General features: G+C 68.2%; 20 protein-coding genes. 10 read left to right on the top strand and 10 right to left on the bottom strand.

Annotated elements, in window-relative coordinates; translation table 11 throughout:
• Positions 1–38: 38 nt before the first annotated feature.
• From rbfA to Q0599_RS02140, 4 genes are all read left to right on the top strand, one after another.
• Positions 39–404, top strand: a complete 366-nt coding sequence (gene rbfA, locus Q0599_RS02125) for a 30S ribosome-binding factor RbfA (protein WP_298824963.1) — start codon at positions 39–41, stop codon at positions 402–404.
• A 5-nt stretch (positions 405–409) separates the two neighbouring features.
• Positions 410–1,351 carry a tRNA pseudouridine(55) synthase TruB gene (gene truB / locus Q0599_RS02130; RefSeq protein WP_298824966.1) on the top strand — a complete coding sequence of 314 codons (942 nt, stop codon included), beginning with the start codon at positions 410–412 and terminating at the stop codon, positions 1,349–1,351.
• Positions 1,348–3,165, top strand: coding sequence for a translational GTPase TypA (typA, locus tag Q0599_RS02135; RefSeq protein WP_298824969.1), 1,818 nt, complete (start codon positions 1,348–1,350; stop codon positions 3,163–3,165). The genes truB and typA overlap by 4 nt, the downstream gene beginning before the upstream one ends.
• A 92-nt stretch (positions 3,166–3,257) precedes the next feature.
• Entirely contained in the window at positions 3,258–4,142 is an 885-nt protein-coding gene (locus Q0599_RS02140; protein ID WP_298824972.1) for a DMT family transporter, read from the top strand.
• 27 nt (positions 4,143–4,169) lie between these two features.
• On the opposite strand, the gene Q0599_RS02145 is transcribed toward Q0599_RS02140, so the two are convergent.
• Entirely contained in the window at positions 4,170–5,012 is an 843-nt protein-coding gene (locus tag Q0599_RS02145; RefSeq protein WP_298824975.1) for a hypothetical protein, read from the bottom strand.
• 252 nt (positions 5,013–5,264) lie between these two features.
• Here Q0599_RS02145 and Q0599_RS02150 point away from each other — a divergent pair, with 252 nt between their 5' ends.
• From Q0599_RS02150 to dusA, 6 genes are all read left to right on the top strand, one after another.
• Complete coding sequence (locus Q0599_RS02150; RefSeq protein WP_298824978.1) at positions 5,265–6,866, top strand: wax ester/triacylglycerol synthase family O-acyltransferase; 1,602 nt, start codon at positions 5,265–5,267, stop codon at positions 6,864–6,866.
• Between the two features lie 18 nt (positions 6,867–6,884).
• The gene (locus tag Q0599_RS02155; RefSeq protein ID WP_298824981.1) at positions 6,885–7,703 is read left to right on the top strand and encodes an alpha/beta hydrolase; all 819 of its coding nucleotides are present in this window, start codon (positions 6,885–6,887) and stop codon (positions 7,701–7,703) included.
• Positions 7,704–7,713: 10 nt separating this feature from the next.
• A complete protein-coding gene (locus Q0599_RS02160; RefSeq protein ID WP_298824985.1) occupies positions 7,714–8,598 on the top strand; it encodes an alpha/beta fold hydrolase in 885 nt (294 codons plus the stop codon).
• Positions 8,599–8,714: 116 nt separating this feature from the next.
• Positions 8,715–9,050 (top strand): hypothetical protein, encoded by a 336-nt coding sequence (locus Q0599_RS02165; protein WP_298824988.1) that lies wholly within the window; start codon positions 8,715–8,717, stop codon positions 9,048–9,050.
• Positions 9,051–9,158: 108 nt separating this feature from the next.
• Positions 9,159–10,208, top strand: coding sequence for an acyltransferase (locus Q0599_RS02170; RefSeq protein ID WP_298824991.1), 1,050 nt, complete (start codon positions 9,159–9,161; stop codon positions 10,206–10,208).
• A gap of 91 nt (positions 10,209–10,299) precedes the next feature.
• Positions 10,300–11,313 carry a tRNA dihydrouridine(20/20a) synthase DusA gene (gene dusA / locus Q0599_RS02175; RefSeq protein ID WP_298824994.1) on the top strand — a complete coding sequence of 338 codons (1,014 nt, stop codon included), beginning with the start codon at positions 10,300–10,302 and terminating at the stop codon, positions 11,311–11,313.
• Between the two features lie 16 nt (positions 11,314–11,329).
• Here dusA and Q0599_RS02180 read toward each other — a convergent pair whose 3' ends face one another.
• The 9 genes from Q0599_RS02180 to Q0599_RS02220 form a co-directional block, all read right to left on the bottom strand.
• The gene (locus Q0599_RS02180) at positions 11,330–12,238 is read right to left on the bottom strand and encodes a DMT family transporter (RefSeq protein WP_298824997.1); all 909 of its coding nucleotides are present in this window, start codon (positions 12,236–12,238) and stop codon (positions 11,330–11,332) included.
• 11 nt (positions 12,239–12,249) lie between these two features.
• Positions 12,250–13,578 carry a type III glutamate--ammonia ligase gene (glnT, locus tag Q0599_RS02185; protein ID WP_298825000.1) on the bottom strand — a complete coding sequence of 443 codons (1,329 nt, stop codon included), beginning with the start codon at positions 13,576–13,578 and terminating at the stop codon, positions 12,250–12,252.
• A complete protein-coding gene (gene gabT / locus Q0599_RS02190; RefSeq protein ID WP_298825002.1) occupies positions 13,575–14,852 on the bottom strand; it encodes a 4-aminobutyrate--2-oxoglutarate transaminase in 1,278 nt (425 codons plus the stop codon). The genes glnT and gabT overlap by 4 nt, the downstream gene beginning before the upstream one ends.
• 12 nt (positions 14,853–14,864) lie before the next feature.
• The gene (locus Q0599_RS02195; RefSeq protein WP_298825004.1) at positions 14,865–16,364 is read right to left on the bottom strand and encodes an aldehyde dehydrogenase; all 1,500 of its coding nucleotides are present in this window, start codon (positions 16,362–16,364) and stop codon (positions 14,865–14,867) included.
• A gap of 108 nt (positions 16,365–16,472) precedes the next feature.
• On the bottom strand, positions 16,473–17,906 hold the full coding sequence (locus tag Q0599_RS02200) for a DUF3138 family protein (protein ID WP_298825006.1): 1,434 nt from the start codon (positions 17,904–17,906) through the stop codon (positions 16,473–16,475).
• 56 nt (positions 17,907–17,962) lie between these two features.
• Positions 17,963–18,820, bottom strand: coding sequence for an ABC transporter permease (locus Q0599_RS02205; protein ID WP_298825009.1), 858 nt, complete (start codon positions 18,818–18,820; stop codon positions 17,963–17,965).
• On the bottom strand, positions 18,817–19,749 hold the full coding sequence (locus tag Q0599_RS02210; protein ID WP_298825012.1) for an ABC transporter permease: 933 nt from the start codon (positions 19,747–19,749) through the stop codon (positions 18,817–18,819). Before Q0599_RS02210 ends, Q0599_RS02205 begins: the two co-directional genes overlap by 4 nt.
• A gap of 6 nt (positions 19,750–19,755) precedes the next feature.
• The gene (locus tag Q0599_RS02215; protein WP_298825014.1) at positions 19,756–20,868 is read right to left on the bottom strand and encodes a polyamine ABC transporter ATP-binding protein; all 1,113 of its coding nucleotides are present in this window, start codon (positions 20,866–20,868) and stop codon (positions 19,756–19,758) included.
• A 1-nt stretch (position 20,869) separates the two neighbouring features.
• Positions 20,870–21,994 carry a polyamine ABC transporter substrate-binding protein gene (locus tag Q0599_RS02220; RefSeq protein ID WP_298825016.1) on the bottom strand — a complete coding sequence of 375 codons (1,125 nt, stop codon included), beginning with the start codon at positions 21,992–21,994 and terminating at the stop codon, positions 20,870–20,872.
• Positions 21,995–22,062: the final 68 nt, after the last annotated feature.

Below are 22,062 nucleotides of genomic sequence, written 5' to 3' on the forward strand. Positions count from 1 at the left end.
TCCAAAAGGAGGCGGGGTTTGTGTTTCAGGAGCACACCATGCGTCACAAGCGTTCCATCCCCAACCGCGGTTTCCGCATCGCCGACCAGATCCAGCGCGATCTGGCCGAACTGATCCGCGAGCTGAAGGACCCGCGCATCGGCATGGTCACGCTGCATGCCGTCGAGGTCTCGCCGGACTACGCCCACGCCAAGGTGTTCTTCTCGCTGCTGGTGGGCGACCCGAAGGACTGCGAGACGGCGCTCAACGAGGCTGCCGGCTACCTGCGCAACGGCCTGTTCAAGCGGCTGCAGATCCACACCGTGCCGACGCTGCATTTCGTGTTCGACCGCACCACGGAGCGCGCGGCGGAGCTGAACCTGCTGATCAGCCGGGCCAATGCGACGCGGGCGAAGGACGACTGAGCCCCGTGAACGCGCCGCGCGCCCGCATCGTCCGCCGTCCCGTGCACGGTGTGCTGCTGCTCGACAAGCCGGTCGGCCTATCGAGCAACGATGCCTTGCAGCGTGCCAAGCGGCTCTACCGCGCCGAGAAAGCCGGCCACACCGGCACGCTCGATCCGCTGGCCAGCGGCCTGCTGCCCCTGTGCTTCGGCGCGGCGACCAAGTTCTCGCAGATCAGCCTGGATGCCGACAAGCGATACCTCGCCACGCTCAGACTCGGCCTGACGCGGCGCGGCGGCGACCTCGAAGGCGAGGTGCTGCGGGAGCGACCGGTCCACGTGACGCGCGCCGTGCTGCGCGCCGCCTGCGACCGCTTCACCGGCGAGATCGAGCAGTTGCCGCCGATGCACTCGGCGCTCAAGCACGAGGGCAGGGCGCTGTACGAATACGCGCGTGCCGGCGTCGAGGTCGAGCGGGAGCCGCGGCGCGTGACGATCCATGCGATCGACATCGTCGACGGCGAGCACGACTGCTGGATGCTCGACGTGCGCTGCAGCAAGGGCACCTACATCCGCACCCTCGCCGAGGATATCGGCGAGGCGCTCGGCTGCGGTGCACACCTGGTCGCGCTGCGACGCACCGGCTCGGGCGCGCTGACGCTGGACGGCGCGCTGACGCTCGATGCGCTGGAGGCGATGGACGAAGCCGAGCGCGATGCGCAGTTGCGGCCCGCCGACGCACTGCTTGCCGACTGCCCCGTCGTTCGCCTCGGCGCGGACGACGCGGCGCGCTTCCTCGCCGGCATGCGGCGTCGCCTCGCGCTCGCCGACGCGCAACGGGTACGCGTGTTCGGCCCCGAACCGCAGGCCTTCCTCGGCGCCGGCCACATCGTCGGCGGCGAACTGATTTCCACCAGGCTGCTCAGCCCGACCGAGGTGCAAGGCCTCCTGATTGAAAGAACCGCATGACCCGCCAGATCCGCAACATCGCCATCATCGCCCACGTCGACCATGGCAAGACCACGCTGGTCGACCAGCTGCTGCGCCAGAGCGGCACCTTCCGCGAGAACGAGAAGGTCGCCGAGCGCGTGATGGACAGCAACGACCTCGAGCGCGAGCGCGGCATCACCATCCTGGCGAAGAACTGCGCGGTGGAGTGGAAGGGCACGCACGTCAACATCGTCGATACCCCGGGCCACGCCGACTTCGGCGGCGAGGTCGAGCGCGTGCTGTCGATGGTCGACTCGGTGCTGCTGCTGGTCGACGCGGTCGAAGGCCCGATGCCGCAGACGCGCTTCGTCACGAAGAAGGCGCTGGCGCTGGGCCTCAAGCCGATCGTCGTGGTCAACAAGGTCGACCGCCCCGGCGCGCGGCCGGACTACGTCATCAACGCCACGTTCGAGCTGTTCGACAAGCTGCACGCCACCGAGGAGCAGCTCGATTTCCCCGTCATCTTCGCCTCCGGCCTGAACGGCTGGGCGACGCTCAAGCAGGGTGAGACCGGCACCGACCTGGCGCCGCTGTTCGACGCCATCCTGCAGCACGTGCCGGCGCACGAGGGATCGGCCGAGGCGCCGCTGCAGCTGCAGATCTGCTCGCTGGACTACTCCAGCTACGTCGGCCGCATCGGCATCGGGCGGGTCAACCAGGGCACGCTCAAGCCGATGCAGAACGTGGCCGTCTACGCCGGTCCGGACAGCACGCCGTTCACCGCGCGCGTCAACCAGGTGCTCAAGTTCGAGGGCCTGGAGCGCAGGCAGGCCACCGAGGCCGGCCCGGGCGACATCGTGCTGATCAACGGCATCGAGAACATCGGCATCGGCGTCACGCTGACCGACCCGGACCGGCCGGCCCCGCTGCCCATGCTCAAGGTCGACGAGCCGACGCTGACGATGAACTTCTGCGTCAACACCAGTCCGCTGGCCGGGCGCGAGGGCAAGTTCGTCACCAGCCGGCAGATCTGGGACCGGCTGCAGCGCGAGTTGCAGAGCAACGTGGCGCTGAAGGTCAGGGAGACGGACGAGGACGGCATCTTCGAGGTCTCCGGGCGCGGCGAGCTTCACCTGACCATCCTGCTGGAGAACATGCGCCGCGAGGGCTACGAGCTGGCCGTGAGTAAGCCGCGCGTGGTCTTCCACGAAGTCAACGGAGAGCGCCACGAGCCAATCGAACTGGTCACCGCCGACGTGGAGGACCAGCACCAGGGTGCCGTCATGCAGGCCCTGGGCGAGCGCAAGGCCGAGCTCATCAACATGGAGCCTGACGGCATGGGCCGGGTGCGCCTCGAATACCGCATCCCGGCACGCGGCCTGATCGGCTTCCAGAACGAGTTCCTCAACCTGACGCGCGGCACCGGCCTGATCAGCAACATCTTCGACGGCTACGAGCCGTTCAAGGGCGAGATCGAAGGCCGCAAGAACGGGGTGCTGATCAGCCAGGACGACGGTGAGGCGGTGACGTATTCGCTGGGCAAACTCGACGACCGCGGCCGCATGTTCGTGAAGGCGGGCGACCCGCTGTACGAAGGCATGGTCATCGGCATCCACAGCCGCGACAACGACCTGGTGGTCAATGCGGTGCGCGGCAAGCAGCTGACCAACTTCCGCGTCTCCGGCAAGGAAGACGCGATCAAGATCACGCCGCCGATCATCCTCACGCTCGAGTACGCGGTGGAGTTCATTGCCGACGACGAACTGGTCGAGATCACGCCGAAAAGCATCCGCATCCGCAAACGGCACCTGAAGGAGCACGACCGCAAGCGGGCGTCGCGCGAAGCGGCCTGATGGGATGGCAACCCCCCATTGGCGTCGCGCCTGCCGCTCGAGCGAGGGCTCGGCCGGCTTGGGGCGGCCCGGTGCCGGCTGAGGCTGCGGCAATGCCGATGACGCACCGCAAGGCGGTGCTGATGATGGTCGTCGTCACGCTGATGTGGAGCATTGCCGGCGTGGTGTCGCGGCACTTCGAGTCGGCGCGCGGCTTCGAGGTGACCTTTTGGCGCAGCCTGTTCAACGGCATGGCGCTGCTCGTGCTGCTGTCGTGGCTGCGCGGCCCGGTCGCGCTCGCACGCACGATCCGCGACGGCGGTCGCACGCTGTGGCTGTCCGGCCTGTGCTGGGCAGTGATGTACACCGCGTTCATGATGGCGCTGGCGCTGACCACGGTGGCCAACGTGCTGGTCACCATGGCGCTCGCGCCGCTGTTCACTGCCTTGTCGGCGCGCCTCGCGCTCGGCCACCGTCTCGCCGCCCGCACCTGGGGCGCGATCGTGCTGGCCGGCGTCGGCATCGCCTGGATGTACGCCCGCGAGGTCAGTGGCAGCGACCCGCGCCATCTGCTCGGTACCGTGGTCGCGCTCGGTGTGCCGATCGCCGCCGCGGTGAACTGGACGCTGATCCAACACAACCGCGGCGCCGCGCAGCGCGACATGCTGCCGGCCGTGCTGATCGGCGCGCTGCTGTCCGCGCTGGTGACCTTGCCGCCTTCGCTGCCCTTCGAGGCCACAGCGCGCGACCTGGCGCTGCTGTCCATGCTCGGCATCGTGCAGCTGGCCATCCCCTGTCTGCTGGCAGTGACCATCGCGCGTTCGCTCGCCGCGCCGGAAATCTCGCTGCTCGGCCTGCTCGAGGTGGTGTTCGGCGTGCTCTGGGCCTGGCTCGGTGCGAACGAAGCGCCCGCCGCATCGGTCATCCTCGGCGGAGCGCTGGTGCTGGGCGCGCTGGCCGGCAACGAGCTGCTGGCGATGCGCGAGCGCCGGTCCTGACGCGGCCCACGCACGCCGTCCGGCGCTTCAGTCCGAGGAGGCCGTGACGCTGGTCAGCGTCAGCAGGTTGCTGCTGCCTCCGGGGCGAATGAAGAAGCCGATGCCCGGCTGACCGCTCGTGTACTTCGAGTGCACGACATGCAGCTTCAGAACATCGTTGATCCAGGCCTTGATCGTGTTGCCGACGATCTGCGCCTTGATGCGGTCGCCCGTCTTGAGCGGCGAGGACTGCGTCCAGGGAACCGAACGATTGCTGTCCATGCTCAGCACGTCACCGAAGGGGCCGTTCCAGACGCCTAGTTGCACCTGGCCGGTGCGCCAGAAGCAGACTTCGTAGCCCCACAGGTTGTTCGAGTCGTCGCGTGCACGCAGCCACAGTTCCACTTCATGTGTCGGGCCGACGGTTCCGGGGTTCAGTTGCACGACCGCCTCGATGGTCTGGTCGGAACCGAAACCGCTGAGGAATGCCACCGAATCGTCGTAGGAATTGGTGATGCCATTGGTCCCGTACGCCGTGCCGTTGGCGGTGCGGACATAGGTCCAGGAGTTGCTGGCCTTGGACCACCTCCCGCCCTCGCTCAACGGAAGCTCGGTTGCATCGAAGTTCGTGCTGTAGGTCACCGCTCCCGTGGGCGGCGGCGGAGGTGGGGGCGGCGGCGGGTTGGTCGTCTCCGCCGTCACCGCGACCGTGGTACGCGTGCGGCAGGTGTACGTGAGGGTCACGTTGCGCCGCGTCGCCTCGTCGATGCATGCCTGCTCGGACGCCAGGCCGGCCTGCAGCAGACTCCGATCCAGGTACAGGTCCCAAAGCCCTGGCGTCACCGTGGTCTCGGCGTATGCAGGCGCAGCGAGCAGGGTCGCGATGATCAACAACTTCTTCAAGCTGACCTCCAGTGAGTCGAGACAGAAAAACGGGGAAGCAGGCTTGCCCAAGGCGGCCCGGCGAACCTCCAGTGAAACTTTAGGCGGCGAACTTCATCATGTCCGTGTGGTGGCGCACAGAAGCCGACCGGCGCGGCCCGTGCGCTCTGCGGGGCGGCAGCCACGGCCTGCAGGGCTTCCCCTCAGCGCGCGCCGCCGGCCGCGACATAGCATGTCCCCACGATGCCAAGGGAGATGCCGATGGAACAGCTGTCCGGCCTGGACGCCAGCTTTCTGTACCTCGAGACCGCCGAGATGCCCATGCACGTGGGCGCGCTGCATCTCTTCGAGCTGCCGGCAGGCTACCGCGGCGACTTCCTCGCCGACATGCGCGCTCACATGGCGACACGCATCCCCATCGCCCCGGTGTTGCGCCGCAGGCTCGCATGGATGCCGCTGAATCTCGCTGCGCCGGCCTGGGTGGACGCCGAGCCTGACCTGGACGAGCACATCGTCGGCATCGATCTGCCGCCAGGCAGCGGCATGGCCGAGCTGGAGGCGCAGGTCGGCGAACTGCATCCGGTGCTGCTCGACCGCAGCCGGCCGCTGTGGAAGTTCCACGTGTTCGACGGCCTGGCACCCGGGCCGAACGGCGAGAAGCGCGCCGCGCTGTACACCCAGCTGCACCATGCATCGGTCGACGGCCAGGCGGCAGTGGCTCTGGCGCAAGCCATCCTCGACCTGAGTCCGGTGCCGCGGGACATCCCGGCGCGGCCGGCGCACGAGCGCAAGGGCCAGCTCGGCATGACCGAAATGCTGCGCGGCGCACTGGCCAACCAGCTGGAGCAGGTGGGCAACCTCGTCAAGGCGATTCCCGCAGCCGTTGGCGCCATCTCGCAGGTGGCGGCGCGGTCGGCCGGCGACGCGGTCGGCGAGACTGCGGCCTCGGTGTGGTCGCGCTTGAAGGGCGAGGGCGTCAGGCCCTCGCGCAGCGTCAGCAACCTCGGCCTCGCGCCACGAACATGGCTGAACACGACCGTCTCCGACACGCGCGCCTTCGCCACCGTCAGCCTGCCGCTGGCCGAACTGAACGCGGTGCGGCGCCGCCATCGCGCCAGCCTGAACGATGCACTGCTGTTCGTGTGCAGCGGCGCGCTGCGGCGGCACTTCGCCAAGCACGGTCCGCTGCCGCGCAAGTCCCTGGTGGCCGCCGTGCCGATCTCGCTGCGCGCGAAAGGCGACAGCGCGGCGAACAATCAGGCTTCGATCAGCCTGATCAGCCTGGGCACGCACCTCGCCGATGCGCGCAGGCGCCTCGCGCACGTGATGGCGGCGAGCACCTCGATGAAAGCGACGGTGGGCAGCGTGAAGAACCTGCTGCCCACCGACTTCCCGTCCATCGGCGTGCCCTGGCTGATGGAAGGCCTGACGGCGATCTACGGCCGAGCCGGCGTGGCCGATCGCATCCCGCCGGTGGCCAACGTGGTGATCTCCAACGTGCCCGGACCGACCGTACCGCTGTACATGGCCGGCGCGAAGATGCTGACCAACTACCCGACCTCGATCGTCGTGCACGGCGTGGCGCTGAACATCACGGTGCAGACCTACAACGAGTCGCTCGACGTCGGCATCATCGCCTGCGCACAGGCGATGCCCGAAGTGGCGGAGTTCGCGGCGCATCTCGAGACGGCGTTCGAGGAGTTCAAGGGACTGCCGGTCGCGCATGAGGTGGCAACACCGGCGCCGGCAAAGAAGGTCGTCGCGAAGAAGGCGCCTGCAACGAAGAAGCGCGCCAAGCCTGTCCCCGCGGCGACACGCACGGCTAGGGCAAGCGCTCCAACGACGAAGCGGGCCAGCCGCTAACATGCCGCGATCGCCGACATGTCGCTGCGCATGCCCCGCCTCAAGCCCGACCTTCACCATCATCATTTCCACGTCGATGACCTGCGCGCGCCGAACGCGCTGCTGCTGGCCATGGAGGGCAGGGCGCCCTGGGAGTATGCGGCGCTGCTGGCCAGCACGCCCTGGCTGCGCAGGCTGCCGCGCGGCGACGGCCACCCTGTGCTGGTGTTCCCCGGCCTGGGCGCGAACGACTTCACCACCGGCCCGCTGCGCCGCTTCCTCGACGGCCTCGGCTACGTCACACACCCCTGGGGACAGGGGTTCAACTTCGGCCCGCGCCAGGGCGTGCTCGAGCGCTGCAGCCACGACGTGCGGCACCTGTTCGACGCGCACGCGCGCAAGGTCACGTTGATCGGCTGGAGCCTGGGCGGCATCTACGCGCGCGAACTGGCCAAGGAACTGCCCGAACACATACGCTGCGTGATCACGCTGGGCACGCCCTTCACCGGCCATCCACGCGCCACCAACGCGTGGCGCTTCTTCGAACTGGTCAGTGGCCAGTCGGTGCACGACGCCGAGCTGATGGGACAGATCCGCCGCGAGCCTCCGGTGCCCACCACCTCGATCTGGTCACGCAGCGACGGCATCGTCGCGTGGCGCTGCAGCGTCGTCGCGCCCAGCCCGCTGGCCGAGAACATCGAGGTGCATGCCAGCCACGTGGGCATGGGCATGAACCCGCTCGCGCTGTACGCGATCGCCGACCGCCTCGCGCAGCCGGCCGGGCACTGGAAGCCCTTCGAGCCGCACGGCGCGCGGCGCTGGTTCTACCGCACGCCCGGCGGCACGCAGGTGGACTGAGGACGGCCTCGTGCAGATCAGCGCCAACGGCATCTCGCTCGAGGTGGATGACCGCGGACCGCCCGGCGCCGAACCGCTGGTGATGATCATGGGCCTGGGCATGCAGCTGGTCGCCTGGCCGGACGGGCTGGTCGACCTGCTCGTCGGGCAGGGATTTCGCGTCATCCGCTTCGACAACCGCGACATGGGACTGTCGCAGCGCTTCGACCACCTCGGCGTGCCCAATGTCGCCGCCGGCGCGTTGCGCCACACGCTCGGTCTGTCGGTCGACAGCCCGTACCGTCTGAGCGACCTGGCCGACGACACCGCAGCGCTGATCGCGGCGCTGGGCCTGGACAGCGCGCATGTGTGCGGCGCATCGATGGGCGGCATGGTCGCGCAGCATCTCGCCGCCCGCCATCCGCAGCGCGTGCGCAGCCTGACGCTGATGATGACCACCAGCGGCGCGCGCCACCTGCCTCAGCCGGGCTGGAAGGTGCGCATGGCGCTGATGTCGCGGCCGGCCGATGCGCGCCACGTCGACCGCATCGTCGACCACTTCATGCACATCTACGGCGTGATCGGAAGTCCCGGCTTCCCGAGCGACCCGGCCGGCCTGCGCGAGCGCCTGGCAATGTCGGTGAAGCGAGCCTATCGCCCGGCGGCCACGGCGAGGCAGCTGATGGCCATCCTCGCCGACGGCGACCGCACGTCGCTGCTGGGGGCCATCCGCCAGCCGACGACGGTGATCCACGGGCTGGCCGACCCGCTCGTGCCGCCCGAAGCCGGCCGCGATCTGGCGCGGCGCATCGCTGGCGCGAGTCTCGACCTCGTCGAGGGCATGGGGCACGATCTTCCCGAGGCGCTCTGGCCACGATTCGCACAGCAGATTGCGCGCGTTGCTGGCCTCGGTTGATTCCGCTCAAGGCCGGCAGCGAGAGGCTGTCGCACAAGCGAGTCTGGATGCACCGCGCGCGCTCGAAGACGGGCGAGTCCGGTGGCTCGAGGACATGAACCCCCGAGGAGCACGTCATGGTGTCCCGTTCCCGTCGAAGTATTGTGCAAGGCGCTGCCAGCGCCTTGGCGCTGTCGCTGGCTGGCTGCGTCATCGCGCCGGCCGGTCCCTATCCCGGTCCCGGCGAGGTCGTCGCGGTCGCGCCGCCGCCGCCGCAGGCCGAATACATCGGTGCCCCGCCGGTCGTCGGCTACATCTGGATCGGTGGCTACTGGGTGTGGCAGGCGGGGCGGCATGTCTGGATCAGCGGCCATTGGGAGCCGCCGCGTCCGGGCTACGTCTGGGTACCCCCCGCCTGGCATCGCGAAGGACCGGGGTGGCGGCATCGGCCAGGGTACTGGGCGCGGCGCTGAGACTGGCGCAACGCCCCCGCGACCCGGGGGGACGAGCTGCACCCATGTGCCGCGCTGCAGGCGAAGCGGCTAGAGTGAGGACGGTTCACATGGAATAGTTTCCCACGCATGCACCGCGACGCCGAGCGCAATCTGTCCATCGACGTGCTCCGTGTCATCGGTGGACTGGTGGTCATGTCCGCGCACGTGAAGCTGCCTCCGTGGCTTTTCCAGCTGCGCAATTTCGGCGCGCCGATGCTGGTGGTTGTCTCGGCCCTGGCCATGCAGGTCGTGCACGGGCGGCAGCCGATGGACGCGGTCGCCTTCCTGCGGCGGCGCCTGCCGAAGTTGACCCTGCAGCCCTGGGCGTTCCTCGCCATCTTCTTCGTGTGCGCGGAAGTGGCCGCTCTCGTGGCTGGACGCTCGTTCCCGTTCAGCCGGCAGGACGTGCTCGACAGCTTCACCTTCTCGGGCGGCATCGGCTACCTTTGGATCTTCCGCGTCTACATCCTGGTGGCGCTGATCACGCCGCCCATGCTTCACCTGTACGGTGCAGCCCCATCGCAGCGCGCCTATCTGGCCGGCGTGGCCATCGTCTACGCCGTCGGCGAACTGATGCGTGTCGCCTTGCATGCGGGCAGCGAGGGCGCCTACTGGCTCGAGACGATGGACGATACCGTGTTCACGCCATTGCCCTATGTGCTGCTGTTCGCCTACGGGCTGGCACTGCCGCGGATGAACGACGGTGAGGTGCGCGCGGTGGCGCTGGGCTCGACGGTCGTGTTCGCCGTGCTGGCACTCGCACAGTTCGTGGCGACCGGAGCATTCGTCCCCACGCAGGCGCAGAAGTATCCGCCGACGGCGTACTACCTCTCCTACGCCTTCGCTTGCATCCATCTCGTCTACCTTGCCTTGCGTGACGTCAACGTGTCGCCTCGTGCCGCGCCCGCCATCGTCTGGCTGTCCAGCCACATGTTGTGGATCTACCTGTGGCACGTCCTTGCGCTCTTCGCCTGGGGCGTGGTCTTCGGTCAGCCGACGAGTCCGTCGCTGCTCTCGGCGGTGGAACTGCTGGTCGTCATCGGCGCGGCGACGGGCGCGACCTGGCTTCAGTTGCGGGCCTCCGGCTGGTGGCGCGCCGGCATGGCCGGCGCGCGAATGCGCACGACGGACCGGTAGGGGCCCCGCGCGCGGCGCGGGCAGCGCATGCCGCACAATGGACGCATGAACGCGGCCGCCGGCCGCAGACGCAGCTTGCCAACCCGTGCCGGTGAACTCCCCCACACGCGTCGAAACACCCTGGCGCCTCAGCGTGGCGCCGATGATGGACTGGACCGACCGGCACTGCCGCTACTTCCATCGCCTGATCACCCACCGCACGCGCCTGTACACCGAGATGGTGACCACCGGCGCGCTGCTGCATGGCGACGTGCCGCGCCACCTCGACTACAACGAGGAGGAGCACCCGCTGGCGCTGCAACTCGGTGGCAGCGAGGGGCCGGATCTCGCGCATGGCGCGAAGCTCGCCGAGCAATGGGGTTATGACGAGGTCAACCTCAACTGCGGCTGCCCGAGCGAACGCGTGCAGCGCGGCGCCTTCGGCGCCTGCCTGATGGCCGAGCCGCACCTGGTGGCCGACTGCGTGAAGGCGATGCGCGACGCGGTGACGATTCCCGTGACCGTCAAGCACCGCATCGGCATCGACCGCTTCGAGAGCTACGACTTCGTGCGCGACTTCGTCGGCACCGTGGCCGCCGCCGGTTGCGAGGTCTTCATCGTCCATGCTCGCAATGCCTGGCTGAAGGGACTGAGCCCGAAGGAGAACCGCGAGGTGCCGCCGCTGCGCTACGAGTTCGTGCAGCGACTGCAGCTCGACTTCCCGCGGCTGCGCTTTGTTCTCAATGGCGGCGTCAGCAGCAATGCGCAAGTCGGGTCGCTGTTCGCGCAAGGGGTGCAAGGCGTGATGGTCGGCCGCGAGGCCTATCACCATCCCTGGCTGATGGCCGATTGGGATGCGCTCTTCCTCGGCGCCGAACCGGTGGCACGCACGCGCGAGCAGGTCGAGGCGGCGATGGTCGACTACATGGAGCGCGAGGTCCGCGAAGGCGAGCCGTGGCCACGCATCGCACGTCATATGCTCGGCCTGTGGAACGGCCAGCCCGGCGCGCGCCGCTGGCGACAGGTCTGGTCGGATCACAAGCTGAAGGACTTGCCGCCGGCGGCCGTGGCGGGCCTGGCCACGCAGGCGCGGCGCCATCCGGCGGCCGTGGCCACCGAGGCCTGAACGCTGCCGATCGACCTCAGCGGCGTGCCGGCCAGGTGGCCAGCACCACGCCGGCCAGCGCCAGCGCGAAGGCGCTGGCCTGTGCCGGGCTGAACCGTTCGCCGAGGAAGACCACGCCCACCGCCGCGGCGGCCACCGGCAGCATCACCGTGAACACCCCGGCCGACGAGGCCGGCACATGCTTCAGGCCGGTCATCCACAGCCACACGGTCACCATGCTCGCCGCGAGCGAGTAGAAGATCAGCAGCCACCAGTGACCCGCGCTGACACTGCCGAAGTCGAAGCTCAGTGCCTGCCAGAGGCCGAGCGGCGTCACCAGCAGCAGTCCCCACAGATTGATCAGGGCACTGATGCGCTTGGGCGAGACGTTGCCGGTGAGCTTCTTGCCGATCACCACGTAGATCGCCTCGCAGGTCACCGCACCGAGCAGCAGCAGGTTGCCGAACAGGGTGCCCGCGTCGGCCCCGGCATGCTTGCCCAGCGACACGAGCGCGATGCCGCCCACCGCGCAGGCGATGCCGGCAGCCACGCGCGGCGCGATGCGTTCTTTCAGGATGATTCGCGAGAGGATCGCCACCACGGCGGGTATGGCCGCCATGATCACGCCCGCCGCCAGCGCCGAGGTGCGTGCCACGCCGAACAGCATGCACACCGAGAAGAGGAAGTTGCCGAAGAAGGACTCGAGGAAGAGCAGCCAGCGATCGTGCGGTCCGAGCCCTGCCTCGCCCGGCGCGCGCTTGACCCAGCCTGCCATCGCCACCGCGGCGATGCCGAAGCGCAGCCAGGCCAGCAGGAAGATCGGCAGCACCAGCACGAGGATCTTGGACAAGCCCACGTAGCTGCCCACCAGCGCCATGCCGGAGGCGAGACAGAGGTAGGAGATCCAGGGAACGGGATGCGGCACAGCCGCGCCGGGAGCACTCATCGCGGCCGCGATTAGAACAGGTCGACGTAGCGCCGCATCTCCCACTCGCTGACATGGCGCGCGTAGGAGATCCACTCCGACCGCTTGGCGTGGACGAACTCGCGCGCCAGCGTCTCGCCGAGCGCGTCGCACAGCACGCCGTCGGCCTCCAGCGCGTCGACCGCCTCACCCAGGTGCTGCGGCAGCAGCGCGATGCCACGCGCGCGCAGGGCCGAAAGCGGCTGCTCGAACAGGTCGTCCGTGCAGGCCGGACCGGAATCGGTGCGGCGGGCGATGCCGTCGAGCCCGGCCGCAATCAGCCCGGCGGTGGCGAGATAGGGGTTGGCCGAGGCATCGGGCAGCCGCCACTCGAAGCGGCCGCCGAGCGTTCGCACCAGTGCCGTACGGTTGTTCGGCCCGTGCGCGACGCAGGCCGGCGCCCAGCTCGTGCCGGAGAGCGATTCGCCGACGACCAGTCGCTTGTACGAGTTCACCGTCGGCGCGGCCAGCGCGGCGAGCCCAGCCGAGTGCGCCAGCACGCCGCCGACGAAGTGGCGCATCGTCGCCTCGCCTTCGTCGCCCTCGAACAGGCAACGCTCGCCGCTCCACAGCGAGGCATGGAAGTGCATGCCGCTGCCCGGCTGGTTGCCGAAGGGCTTGGGCATCATCGAGAACAGCATGCCGTGGCGCTCGGCCAGCGTGTGCGCGGCGAGCTTGAACAGCATCAGGTGATCGGCGCTCGCCAGGGCGTCGGCATGCAGGAAGTTCAGCTCGTACTGGCCGTGCGCGTCCTCGTGGTCGATCTGGAACACCTGCAGACCACAGGCCTGCAGCCCGGTGGCGAGCTCGTGCAGGAACTCGCGCTGGCGCGACAGGCTCTTCAGGTCGTAGGAGGGCTTGTCGAGCCGGTCCTGCGCATCGGCCGGCACGACGGCGGACTCGGTGCGACGCAGCAGGAAAAACTCCGGCTCGATGCCGGTCTGCAGCGTCCAGCCATGACCGGCCAGGCGCGCGATCTGGCGGCGCAGCACCTGGCGCGGGCAGCCGTCGAAGGGCTGGCCGTCGACGAAGCCGTCGCAGGCCAGCCGCGCATAGCCCGGCATCCAGGGCAGGGCGCGGGCGCTGCCCGGATCGCCGCGGCCGTAGTACTCGGAGCGCGGGCCCATGCGCGGCAGACCGGTGCCGGTGATCGACGGGCCGGAGAAGCCGGCACCGGTCTCGACCAGCGTGCGCAACTGGTCGAGCGGCACGTACTTGCCCTTGGCGACGCCGTGCAGGTCGGTGAACTGCGCGATCAGCGTGTGCACGCCCTGCGCGGCCAGGGTCTCGCGCAGGGTCTCGACGTTGTGATGACCGCTCACGCCACGGCCGCCCGCAAGGCGGCGCGCAGCACGTCCATCGCCTCGTCGAACACCGGCTGCTGGATGGTCAGCGGGAACAGGAAGCGCACCACGTTGGCGTTGACGCCGCAGGTCAGCAGGATGAGCTGGCGCTTGAGCGCCTCGGCCTGCACCTTCTTCGTGAAATCGGCGTCGGGCTCGTCGCTGCCCGGCTTGTTGAACTCGACCGCGACCATCGCACCGAGGCCGCGCACGTCGGCGATCTGCGGCACCTCCTGGCGCATCGACTCGAGCACGCCCTTGAGCCGGTCGCCCAGCTGCTGCCCACGCTCGGGCAGCTTCTCGTTGCGCATCACGTCGATGATCGCGTGCGCCGCGGCGATGGCCAGCGGGTTGCCGGCATAGGTGCCGCCCAGGCCGCCCGGGGCGGGGGCATCCATGATCTCGGCCTTGCCGGTCACCGCCGACAGCGGCACGCCGCCGGCCAGGCTCTTGGCGATGGTCATCAGGTCCGGCACCACGCCGAAGTGTTCCATCGCGAACAGCCTGCCGGTGCGCCCGAACCCGGTCTGGATCTCGTCGGCGATCATCACGATGCCGTGCTCGTCGCAAAGTTCGCGCAGCCACTTCACCGCTTCCGCCTGGATGACGTTGAAGCCGCCTTCGCCCTGCACCGGCTCGAAGATGATCGCCGCCACGCGGCTGGGCTCGATGTCGGCCTTGAAGATGCCGTGCACGGCCTTCTTCACCTCGGCGAGGCTCGCGCAGTGGCAAGGGAAGGGCGCGTGGTAGATCTCCGGCGGGAAGGGCCCGAAGCCAAGCTTGTACGGGACCACCTTGCCGGTCAGCGACACGGCGAACAGGCTGCGGCCGTGGAAGGCGCCGCCGAAGGCGATCACGCCGCCGCGCTTGGTGTGGGCGCGGGCGATCTTGACCGCGTTTTCGACGGCCTCGGCGCCGGTGGAGAACAGCGCCGTCTTCTTCGCATGGCTGCCCGGTGTCAGCGCATTGAGCTTCTCGGCCAGCGCGATGTAGCTTTCGTAGGGCACCACCTGGTAGCAGGTGTGGGTGAACTTCCTCAGCTGCGCCTCGATGGCGGCGACGACCTTCGGATGGCCGTGGCCGCTGTTCATCACCGCGATGCCGCCGGCGAAGTCGATGTAGCGCCGGCCTTCGACGTCCCACAGTTCGGCGTTGTCGGCACGGTCGGCGAAGAAGGTGCCCATCACGCCCACGCCGCGCGGCGTGGCGGCGGCCTTGCGGGCCATCAGTTGCTCGTTCAGCGAAAGGTTCATGGTTCGTTCTCCTCAGGCCGCGTCGATGCGCAGCCAGGTCGTCTTCAGCTCGGTGTACTTGTCGAAGGCGTGCAGCGACTTGTCGCGGCCGTTGCCGCTCTGCTTGTAGCCGCCGAAGGGCACGGTGATGTCGTCTTCGTCGTACTGGTTGACGTGCACGGTGCCGGCACGCAGCGCGCGGGCCACGCGATGCGCCCGGTTGATGTTGTCGCTCCACACGCTGGCCTGCAGGCCGTAGGAGGAGTCGTTGGCCAGGGCGATCGCCTCGGCCTCGGTGTGGAAGCGGATCACGCTCATCACTGGCCCGAAGATCTCCTCGCGGGCGATGCGCATGTCGTTGCGCACGCCGGCGAACACGGTCGGCTCGACGTAGTAGCCGCCGGTCTCGCCGCGCGCCTGCCGGCCGCCCGCCACCAGCCTGGCGCCTTCGCTGTTGCCTGCGTCGATGTAGCCGAGCACCGTGCGCATCTGCGTCTCGTCGACCAGCGCGCCCATCTCGGCGGCGCCGGACAGCGGGTCGCCCGGCACGTATTTCGGCGCCTCGGCCGCGACGACCTCGAGGAAGCGCTCGGCAACCGCCTCGTGCACGAACACGCGTGAAGGCGCGTTGCAGCTCTCGCCCTGGTTGAAGAACATGCTGCCGGCGACGGTCTTGGCGGCGCGCTCGATGTCGGCGAAGTCGTCGAACACCACGAAGGCCGACTTGCCGCCGAGCTCGTTGTAGACGCGCTTGAGGTTGCTGCGCCCGGCGTACTCGAGCATCTTGCGGCCGACGCGCGTGCTGCCGGTGAAGCCGATCGCGTCGACGTCCATGTGCAACGCGAGCGCCTCGCCGGCCTCGTGGCCGTAGCCGGGCACCACGTTGAACACCCCGGACGGCAGGCCGGCGTCGAGGGCGAGTTCGGCCAGGCGCAACGCCGTCAGCGGGCTCTTCTCGCTGGGCTTGAGCACCACGCTGTTGCCGGCGGCCAGCGCCGGGCCGAGCTTCCAGGCGGCCATGATCATCGGGTAGTTCCAGGGCACCACCGCGCCGATCACGCCCATCGGCTCGCGCGTGATCAGTGCCAGCGCCGTCGCCGGCGTCGGGGCGATCTCGTCGTAGACCTTGTCGACCGCTTCGGCGTACCAGGCGATGGTGCGCGCGGTGGCCGCCACGTCGACGGCGAGGCTGTACTGGATCGGCTTGCCCATGTCCAGCGTCTCGAGCAGGGCGAGCTCTTCCTTGGCGGCCAGGATCTTCTCGGCGAAGCGCTGCAGCACCTTCTTGCGCGCCGCCGGCGACTGCCCCGCCCAGCGCGCGTCGGCGAAGGCGGCGCGGGCCGCCGCCACGGCCGCGTCGACATCTTCGGCACGGCCGCGGGCGATCTCGCCAAGATAGCGGCCGTCGATCGGCGAGGTCTTGGTGAAACTCTCGCCGCTCTTCGCGGCGACGCGGTGGCCGGCAATGAGTGCACGGCCGTCGATGCGCAGCGCCTTGGCGGCGCCGTGCCAGTCGGGGGCGGGCTTGTTCATGGCAGTTCCTTCTCGATCAGGAAGACGACGGCGCACCCGCAGCCCCCGGGGGCCGCAGGCGCGAGAGATCGGTGCTCATCGTCGTTCGGGGGACGAACCCCCGTGGGCTCAGAAGCTCAGCACCACCGAGGCGCCGAGCAGGTCGTTGCTCTTCTTGTAGGTGCCGGACTTCACGTCGAAGAAGACCGGCACGTTGGCGCCGTCGCGGCGGTACTCGAGCTTGAAGGTGGTGTTCAGGTTGAACGCGTACTTCAGGCCGAACGACAGCGCGTAGCGGTTGGCCCCCTTGTCGCAGTCGGTCGCGGTCGGATCGACGTCGCAGCCCAGTCCCGGGTTGGGGCCGATGCCGTTGCGGTAGTCGCCATAGGGGCCGTCGATGCCGAAGGCATCCCAGTAGCCGGTGTAGGCGAACAGGCCCCCGCCGGCGTCGCGGTTCTTGATGTAGTCGGCGCGCGCCAGCAGCTGCAGGCGCGGATTGACGTAGTAGCCGGCCAGTCCGGACAGGCCGAACCACTTGGCGTTCGGGAATTCGCCGTTCGCGTCCGGCATGATCGCCGCCTGCTTCTGCTGGCCGTAGGAGAGCTGGCCCTGCAGCGTCCAGTCGCCGCGGATGTAGTAGCCATCGACCTCGAAGAGGTTGGTCATCGTCTTGTGGAACTGCGTGCAGTCGGCGTCGCGGCAGAGGTTGAAGTTGGTCGTCTTGCCGTGCAGTCCGGCGAAGCCCCAGCCGTCGAATTCGCCCTTCGAGTAGTCGAGGCGGTAGACCAGCACCGGCTGGCGCTCGCCCTGGGCGCCGATGTTCTCGTTGACGTTGGCGACCATGCTGCGGAACCACCACTTGCCCTGCGTGTAGTCGATGCCCGCGCCGGTGTAGGTGGTCGGCAGCGTGAAGTCGAACAGCAGGTTGTGGGTGATGAACGGGTTCAGCGTCGGCTGCTGGTACTCGTAGCCCGACCAGTCGGGAATCTGTCCGGCGATGAAGCGCGTCTGCAGGTCGGTCAGCGGCACCGAGACCGAGGCCTCCTGCACGATGCTCGTGCCGCCCGAGGTGGCTGCGCCGGCACCGCGGTTCGGCGACAGCGTCAGCTTGAAGCGCGAGCCGCTCTCGGTTTCCTTCGTGAAGTCGAGCGATGCCGAGCCGATGTACGAGGTGTCGTAGAAGAAGCCGTCGCCCTGCGAGTTGAGGAACTGGAAACCCGCGCGCTTCTGACCTCGGTTCCACAGGTAGGCCACGTCCATGTAGCCGGAGATCGTCAGGCCCTTCAGTCCCCACATCTCGAGGTTGTCCTCGGTGGCCTCGGTCTTCACCGTGATGCGGTTGAACTCGGCGGCCTGCTCCGGCGTCATGCCCCATTGGCCGGCAGCCGGCTTGGCGGCCTCGGCCGCCTTCTGCTTGCCTTCGAGCTCCTGCACGCGCTTCTTCAGCTCCTGGATCTCCTTGATCAGGTCGGCCGTCGACTGAGCCGCGGCGCCGCTGGCGAAGCTGGCGCCCAGTGCGAGCACGGCAGCCTGGGCGAAGGCGGTGGGTTGCCAGAATTTCATCGGGTTCTCCTCGTGTGATCTATCGTTGCGGCTTGGATTGGTTCGGTTTGTTCTCGTCAGGCGCCGCGTGCCGCGGCGGCGAGTTCCTGGGCACGGCGGCGTTCGGCGCGTGCGATGGCCAGGCTGGCGAGCACCACGCCCACCGAGACCACCAGCACGATGATCGTGGCGACCGCGTTCACGCTCGGGTTCAGGCCGAGCCGCGCGCGTGAGAAGATCACCAGGGGCATGGTCGTGGCGCCGGGGCCCGACAGGAAGGCGGACAGCACCACGTCGTCGAGCGACAGCGTGAAGGTGAGCAGCCAGGCCGACATCAGCGACTGCGCGATCATCGGCAGGGTCACCAGCGTGAACACCTGCCAGGGGCGGGCGCCGAGGTCCATGGCGGCTTCCTCGAGCTGCGGGTTGAGGTCCTGCAGCCGCGCCTGCACGACGACGGTGGCGTAGGCCATGCCGAGCAGCAGGTGGCCGAACCAGATGGTCAGCATGCCTCGTTCGGGGAAACCGAGCATGCGCTGCACCGACACCAGCATCAGCAGCAGCGACAGGCCGATGATCACCTCGGGCATGACCAGCGGCGCGTTGACCATGCCGCTGAACATCGTGCGGCCGGTGAAGCGCCGGTACTTGACCAGCGCGAAGGCCGCCAGCGTGCCGAGAATCACCGAACCGCAGGCGGTGAAGAAGGCAATCTTCAGGCTCAGCCACAGGCCGGCAATCATCTCGCGGTCGCCGGGCAGCGCGGCGTACCACTTCAGCGTGAAGCCGGCCCAGAGGTTGGGGATCGGCGAGTCATTGAACGAGTAGACGACCAGCGCGACGATCGGCAGGTAGAGGAACAGGTAGCCCGCCAGCAGCCAGGCCTTGGAGAAGCCCTTCGCGAATCCGGCGCCGAACAGCGTCTTGCCCTTCATGGACGCCGCTCCTGCGCCTGCGCCTGGTAGCGATTGAAGATCGCCAGCGGCACGATGATCAGCAGGATCATCACCACCGCCACCGTCGAGGCCATCGGCCAGTCGTTGTTGCTGAAGAACTCGTCCCACAGCACGCGGCCGATCATCAGCGTCTGCGGCCCACCGAGCAGCTCGGGGATGACGAACTCGCCGATGCAGGGGATGAACACCAGCATCGAGCCGGCGATGATGCCGGCCTTCGAAAGCGGCACCGTCACCTTCCAGAATGCCACCCAGGGCGTGGCGCCGAGGTCGGCAGCCGCCTCGAGCAGGCGCAGATCCATCTTCGCCAGGTTGCCGTACAGCGGCAGGACCATGAATGGCAGGTAGGTGTAGACCATGCCCAGCACCAGGGAGAAGGGCGTGTTCATGAACTTGCCCTGCGTCGCGATCACGCCGGCGGCGAGCAGCAGTTCGTCGACGCGCAACGCGATCAGCAGCTCGGACACCCAGCCGTGCTCGGTCAGCAGGCCCTTCCAGGCGTAGACGCGCAGCAGGAAGGACGTCCAGAACGGCAGCATGACGAGCATCAGCAGCGCCGGCTGAATCGTCGCCCTGGCGCGGGCCATGAAGTAGGCGAACGGGTAGCCGATGGCCAGGCACAGCACCGTGGTGACCGCGGCGTACTTGATGCTCGACAGGTAGGTCTTGAAATAGAGGTCGTCCTGCGTGATGAACACGTAGTTGGACAGCTTCACCGACAGCGCCAGCACGCCATCGGTGAAGCTCAGCACGTCCTTGAAGACCACGCCCTCCATCTCGGAGACGCTGATCTTCAGCACGATCAGGAACGGCAGCAGGAAGAAGACCAGCAGCCACAGGTAGGGCATGCCGATGACCGCGGTGCGGCCGCGGGACAGCCAGGCGAGGACGGCGCGTGCAGCGTTCATGGTCCGCTACTGCGTCAGCACGACCTGCGACTGGCGCGACCAGTGCGCCCAGGCCTCGCTGCCCCAGGTCAGCTCGTGCTCCCGGTGGCGCTGCGTGTTGTTCTGGCTGATCTTCAGCACCCGTCCCGAGGGCAACTCGAGGTGATACACGGTGAAGCTGCCGAAGTAGGACAGGTTCTTCACCACGCCCCTGGCCCGGTTGTAGCCAGGCGCCTCGTCCTCGTTGGTGGGGGCGTGGCGCGACAGATGGATCTTCTCCGGACGCACCGCCACCGTGACGGACATGCCGCGCGTGCCGGTGATGCCATGGCCGACGTAGTGCGTGAGGTCCTGGCACTCGACGACGCAGTGATCGGCTTCGTCCTGCACCAGCGTGCCGTCCATCAGGTTGACGTTGCCGATGAAGTCGGCCACGAATCGCGTCGCCGGCGTCTCGTAGATGTCGGCCGGCGCCCCGACCTGCAGCACCTTGCCCTCGCTCATGATGGCGATGCGCGAGGCCATGGTCATGGCCTCCTCCTGGTCGTGCGTCACCATCACGCAGGTGACGCCGACCTCCTCGATGATGTTGACCAGCTCGATCTGCGTCTCCTCGCGCAGCTTCTTGTCCAGCGCGCCCAGCGGCTCGTCGAGCAGCAGCAATTGCGGCCGCTTGGCCAGGCTGCGCGCCAGCGCCACGCGCTGCTGCTGGCCGCCGGAGAGCTGATGCGGCTTGCGCTTGGCGTACTTGCCGAGCTGCACCAGCTTGAGCATGGCCTCGACCCGCTCGTCGACCTGGGCAGCGGGCATGCGGTCGCGGCGCAGGCCGAAGGCGATGTTGTCCCACACGCTGAGGTGCGGGAAGAGCGCATAGCTCTGGAACATCATGTTGATCGGCCGGTCGTAGGGCGGCAGCCCGGCGAGGTCGCGGCCGTCCAGCACGATGCGCCCGAATGTCGGCGTCTCGAAGCCGGCGAGCATGCGCAGCAGGGTCGTCTTGCCGCAGCCCGAAGAGCCGAGCAGCGCGAAGATCTCACCCTTGGCGATGTCGATCGAGACGTGGTTGACCGCGACGGCACCGCCGCCGAAGTCCTTCACCACGTCCTGGATCTGCAGGTACGCGGGCTGCGCGACGCTCACCTCAGAGCCCCGTCTTGAAGCTCGTGTAGAGGCGCGTCATGGTGCGCCGGATGTCGTTGGACAGCGCGTCCGGCGCCTGCATCTTCTTCATGTCGGCATCGCTCGGGAACACCGTCGGGTTGCTGGCGACCTCGGGCTTGATGAACTTCTTCGATTCCTTGTTCGGGTTGGCGTAGAAGACCTTGTTGGTCAGGCTCGCGTGCACCTCGGGACGCAGGATGTAGTCGATGAACTTGTGCGCGTTGCCGGGGTGCGGCGCGTCGGCCGGGATGACCATCACGTCGAAGAACAGGATGCCGCCGGTCTTGGGGATCAGCGTCTGGATGTTCTGGCCGGTCTTTCCGTCGATGGCGCGCTGGCGGGCGATGCTGATGTCGCCGGACCAGCCCAGCGCCAGGCAGATCGAGCCGTTGGCCATGTCGTTGATGTAGCCCGACGAGCTGAACAGCGTCACGTGCGGTCGGATCGACTTGAGCAACGGCGCGACGCCGGCATAGTCGGCCTGGTTGCGCGAGTAGGCCGGCTTGCCGAGGTAGTGCAGCGCCGCCGGGATCACCTCGGTGGCGGAGTCGAGCATGCTCACGCCGCAGCTCTTCAGCTTGGAGATGTACTCGGGCTTGAAGATCAGGTCCCAGGCGTTGTCCGGCATCGGCATGGTGCCGAGCGCGGCCTTGACCTTGTCGACATTGATGCCCACCGTGGTGTAGCCCCACAGCCAGTTGACCTGGTACTGGTTGCCCGGGTCGAGCTTGGCCAGCTGCTCCTGCAGCGCCGGGTCGAGGTACTTCAGGTTCGGGATCTTGCTCTTGTCGATCTTCATCAGCAGGCCGCCGTCGGCCTGGATCTTGGCCCAGTAGGACGAGGGCACGACGACGTCGTAGCCGGTCTTGCCCGCCACCAGCTTGGCATGGACGATCTCGTTGTTGTCGAAGTTGTCGTAACGGACCTTGATGCCGGTCTCTTTCTCGAAGTTGCGGATCGTGTCCTCGGCGATGTAGTCGGACCAGTTGTAGACGTTGAGCACCTTTTCCTCTTCCTGCGCTGCGGCCGGCGGTCCCCACAGCAAGGCCGTGGCAGCCAGCGTGGCCGAGGTCAGGGAACTGATGGCGCTGAGCATCCGTTTCATGGTGGACTTCCTTCGTGTCGAGGTTCTGTGAGGTCTAGGGACGGGGTCAAAAACAGGCTGTCGGGCAG

It is taken from the genome of uncultured Piscinibacter sp. (assembly GCF_937952055.1).
Lineage (GTDB): Bacteria > Pseudomonadota > Gammaproteobacteria > Burkholderiales > Burkholderiaceae_C > Piscinibacter.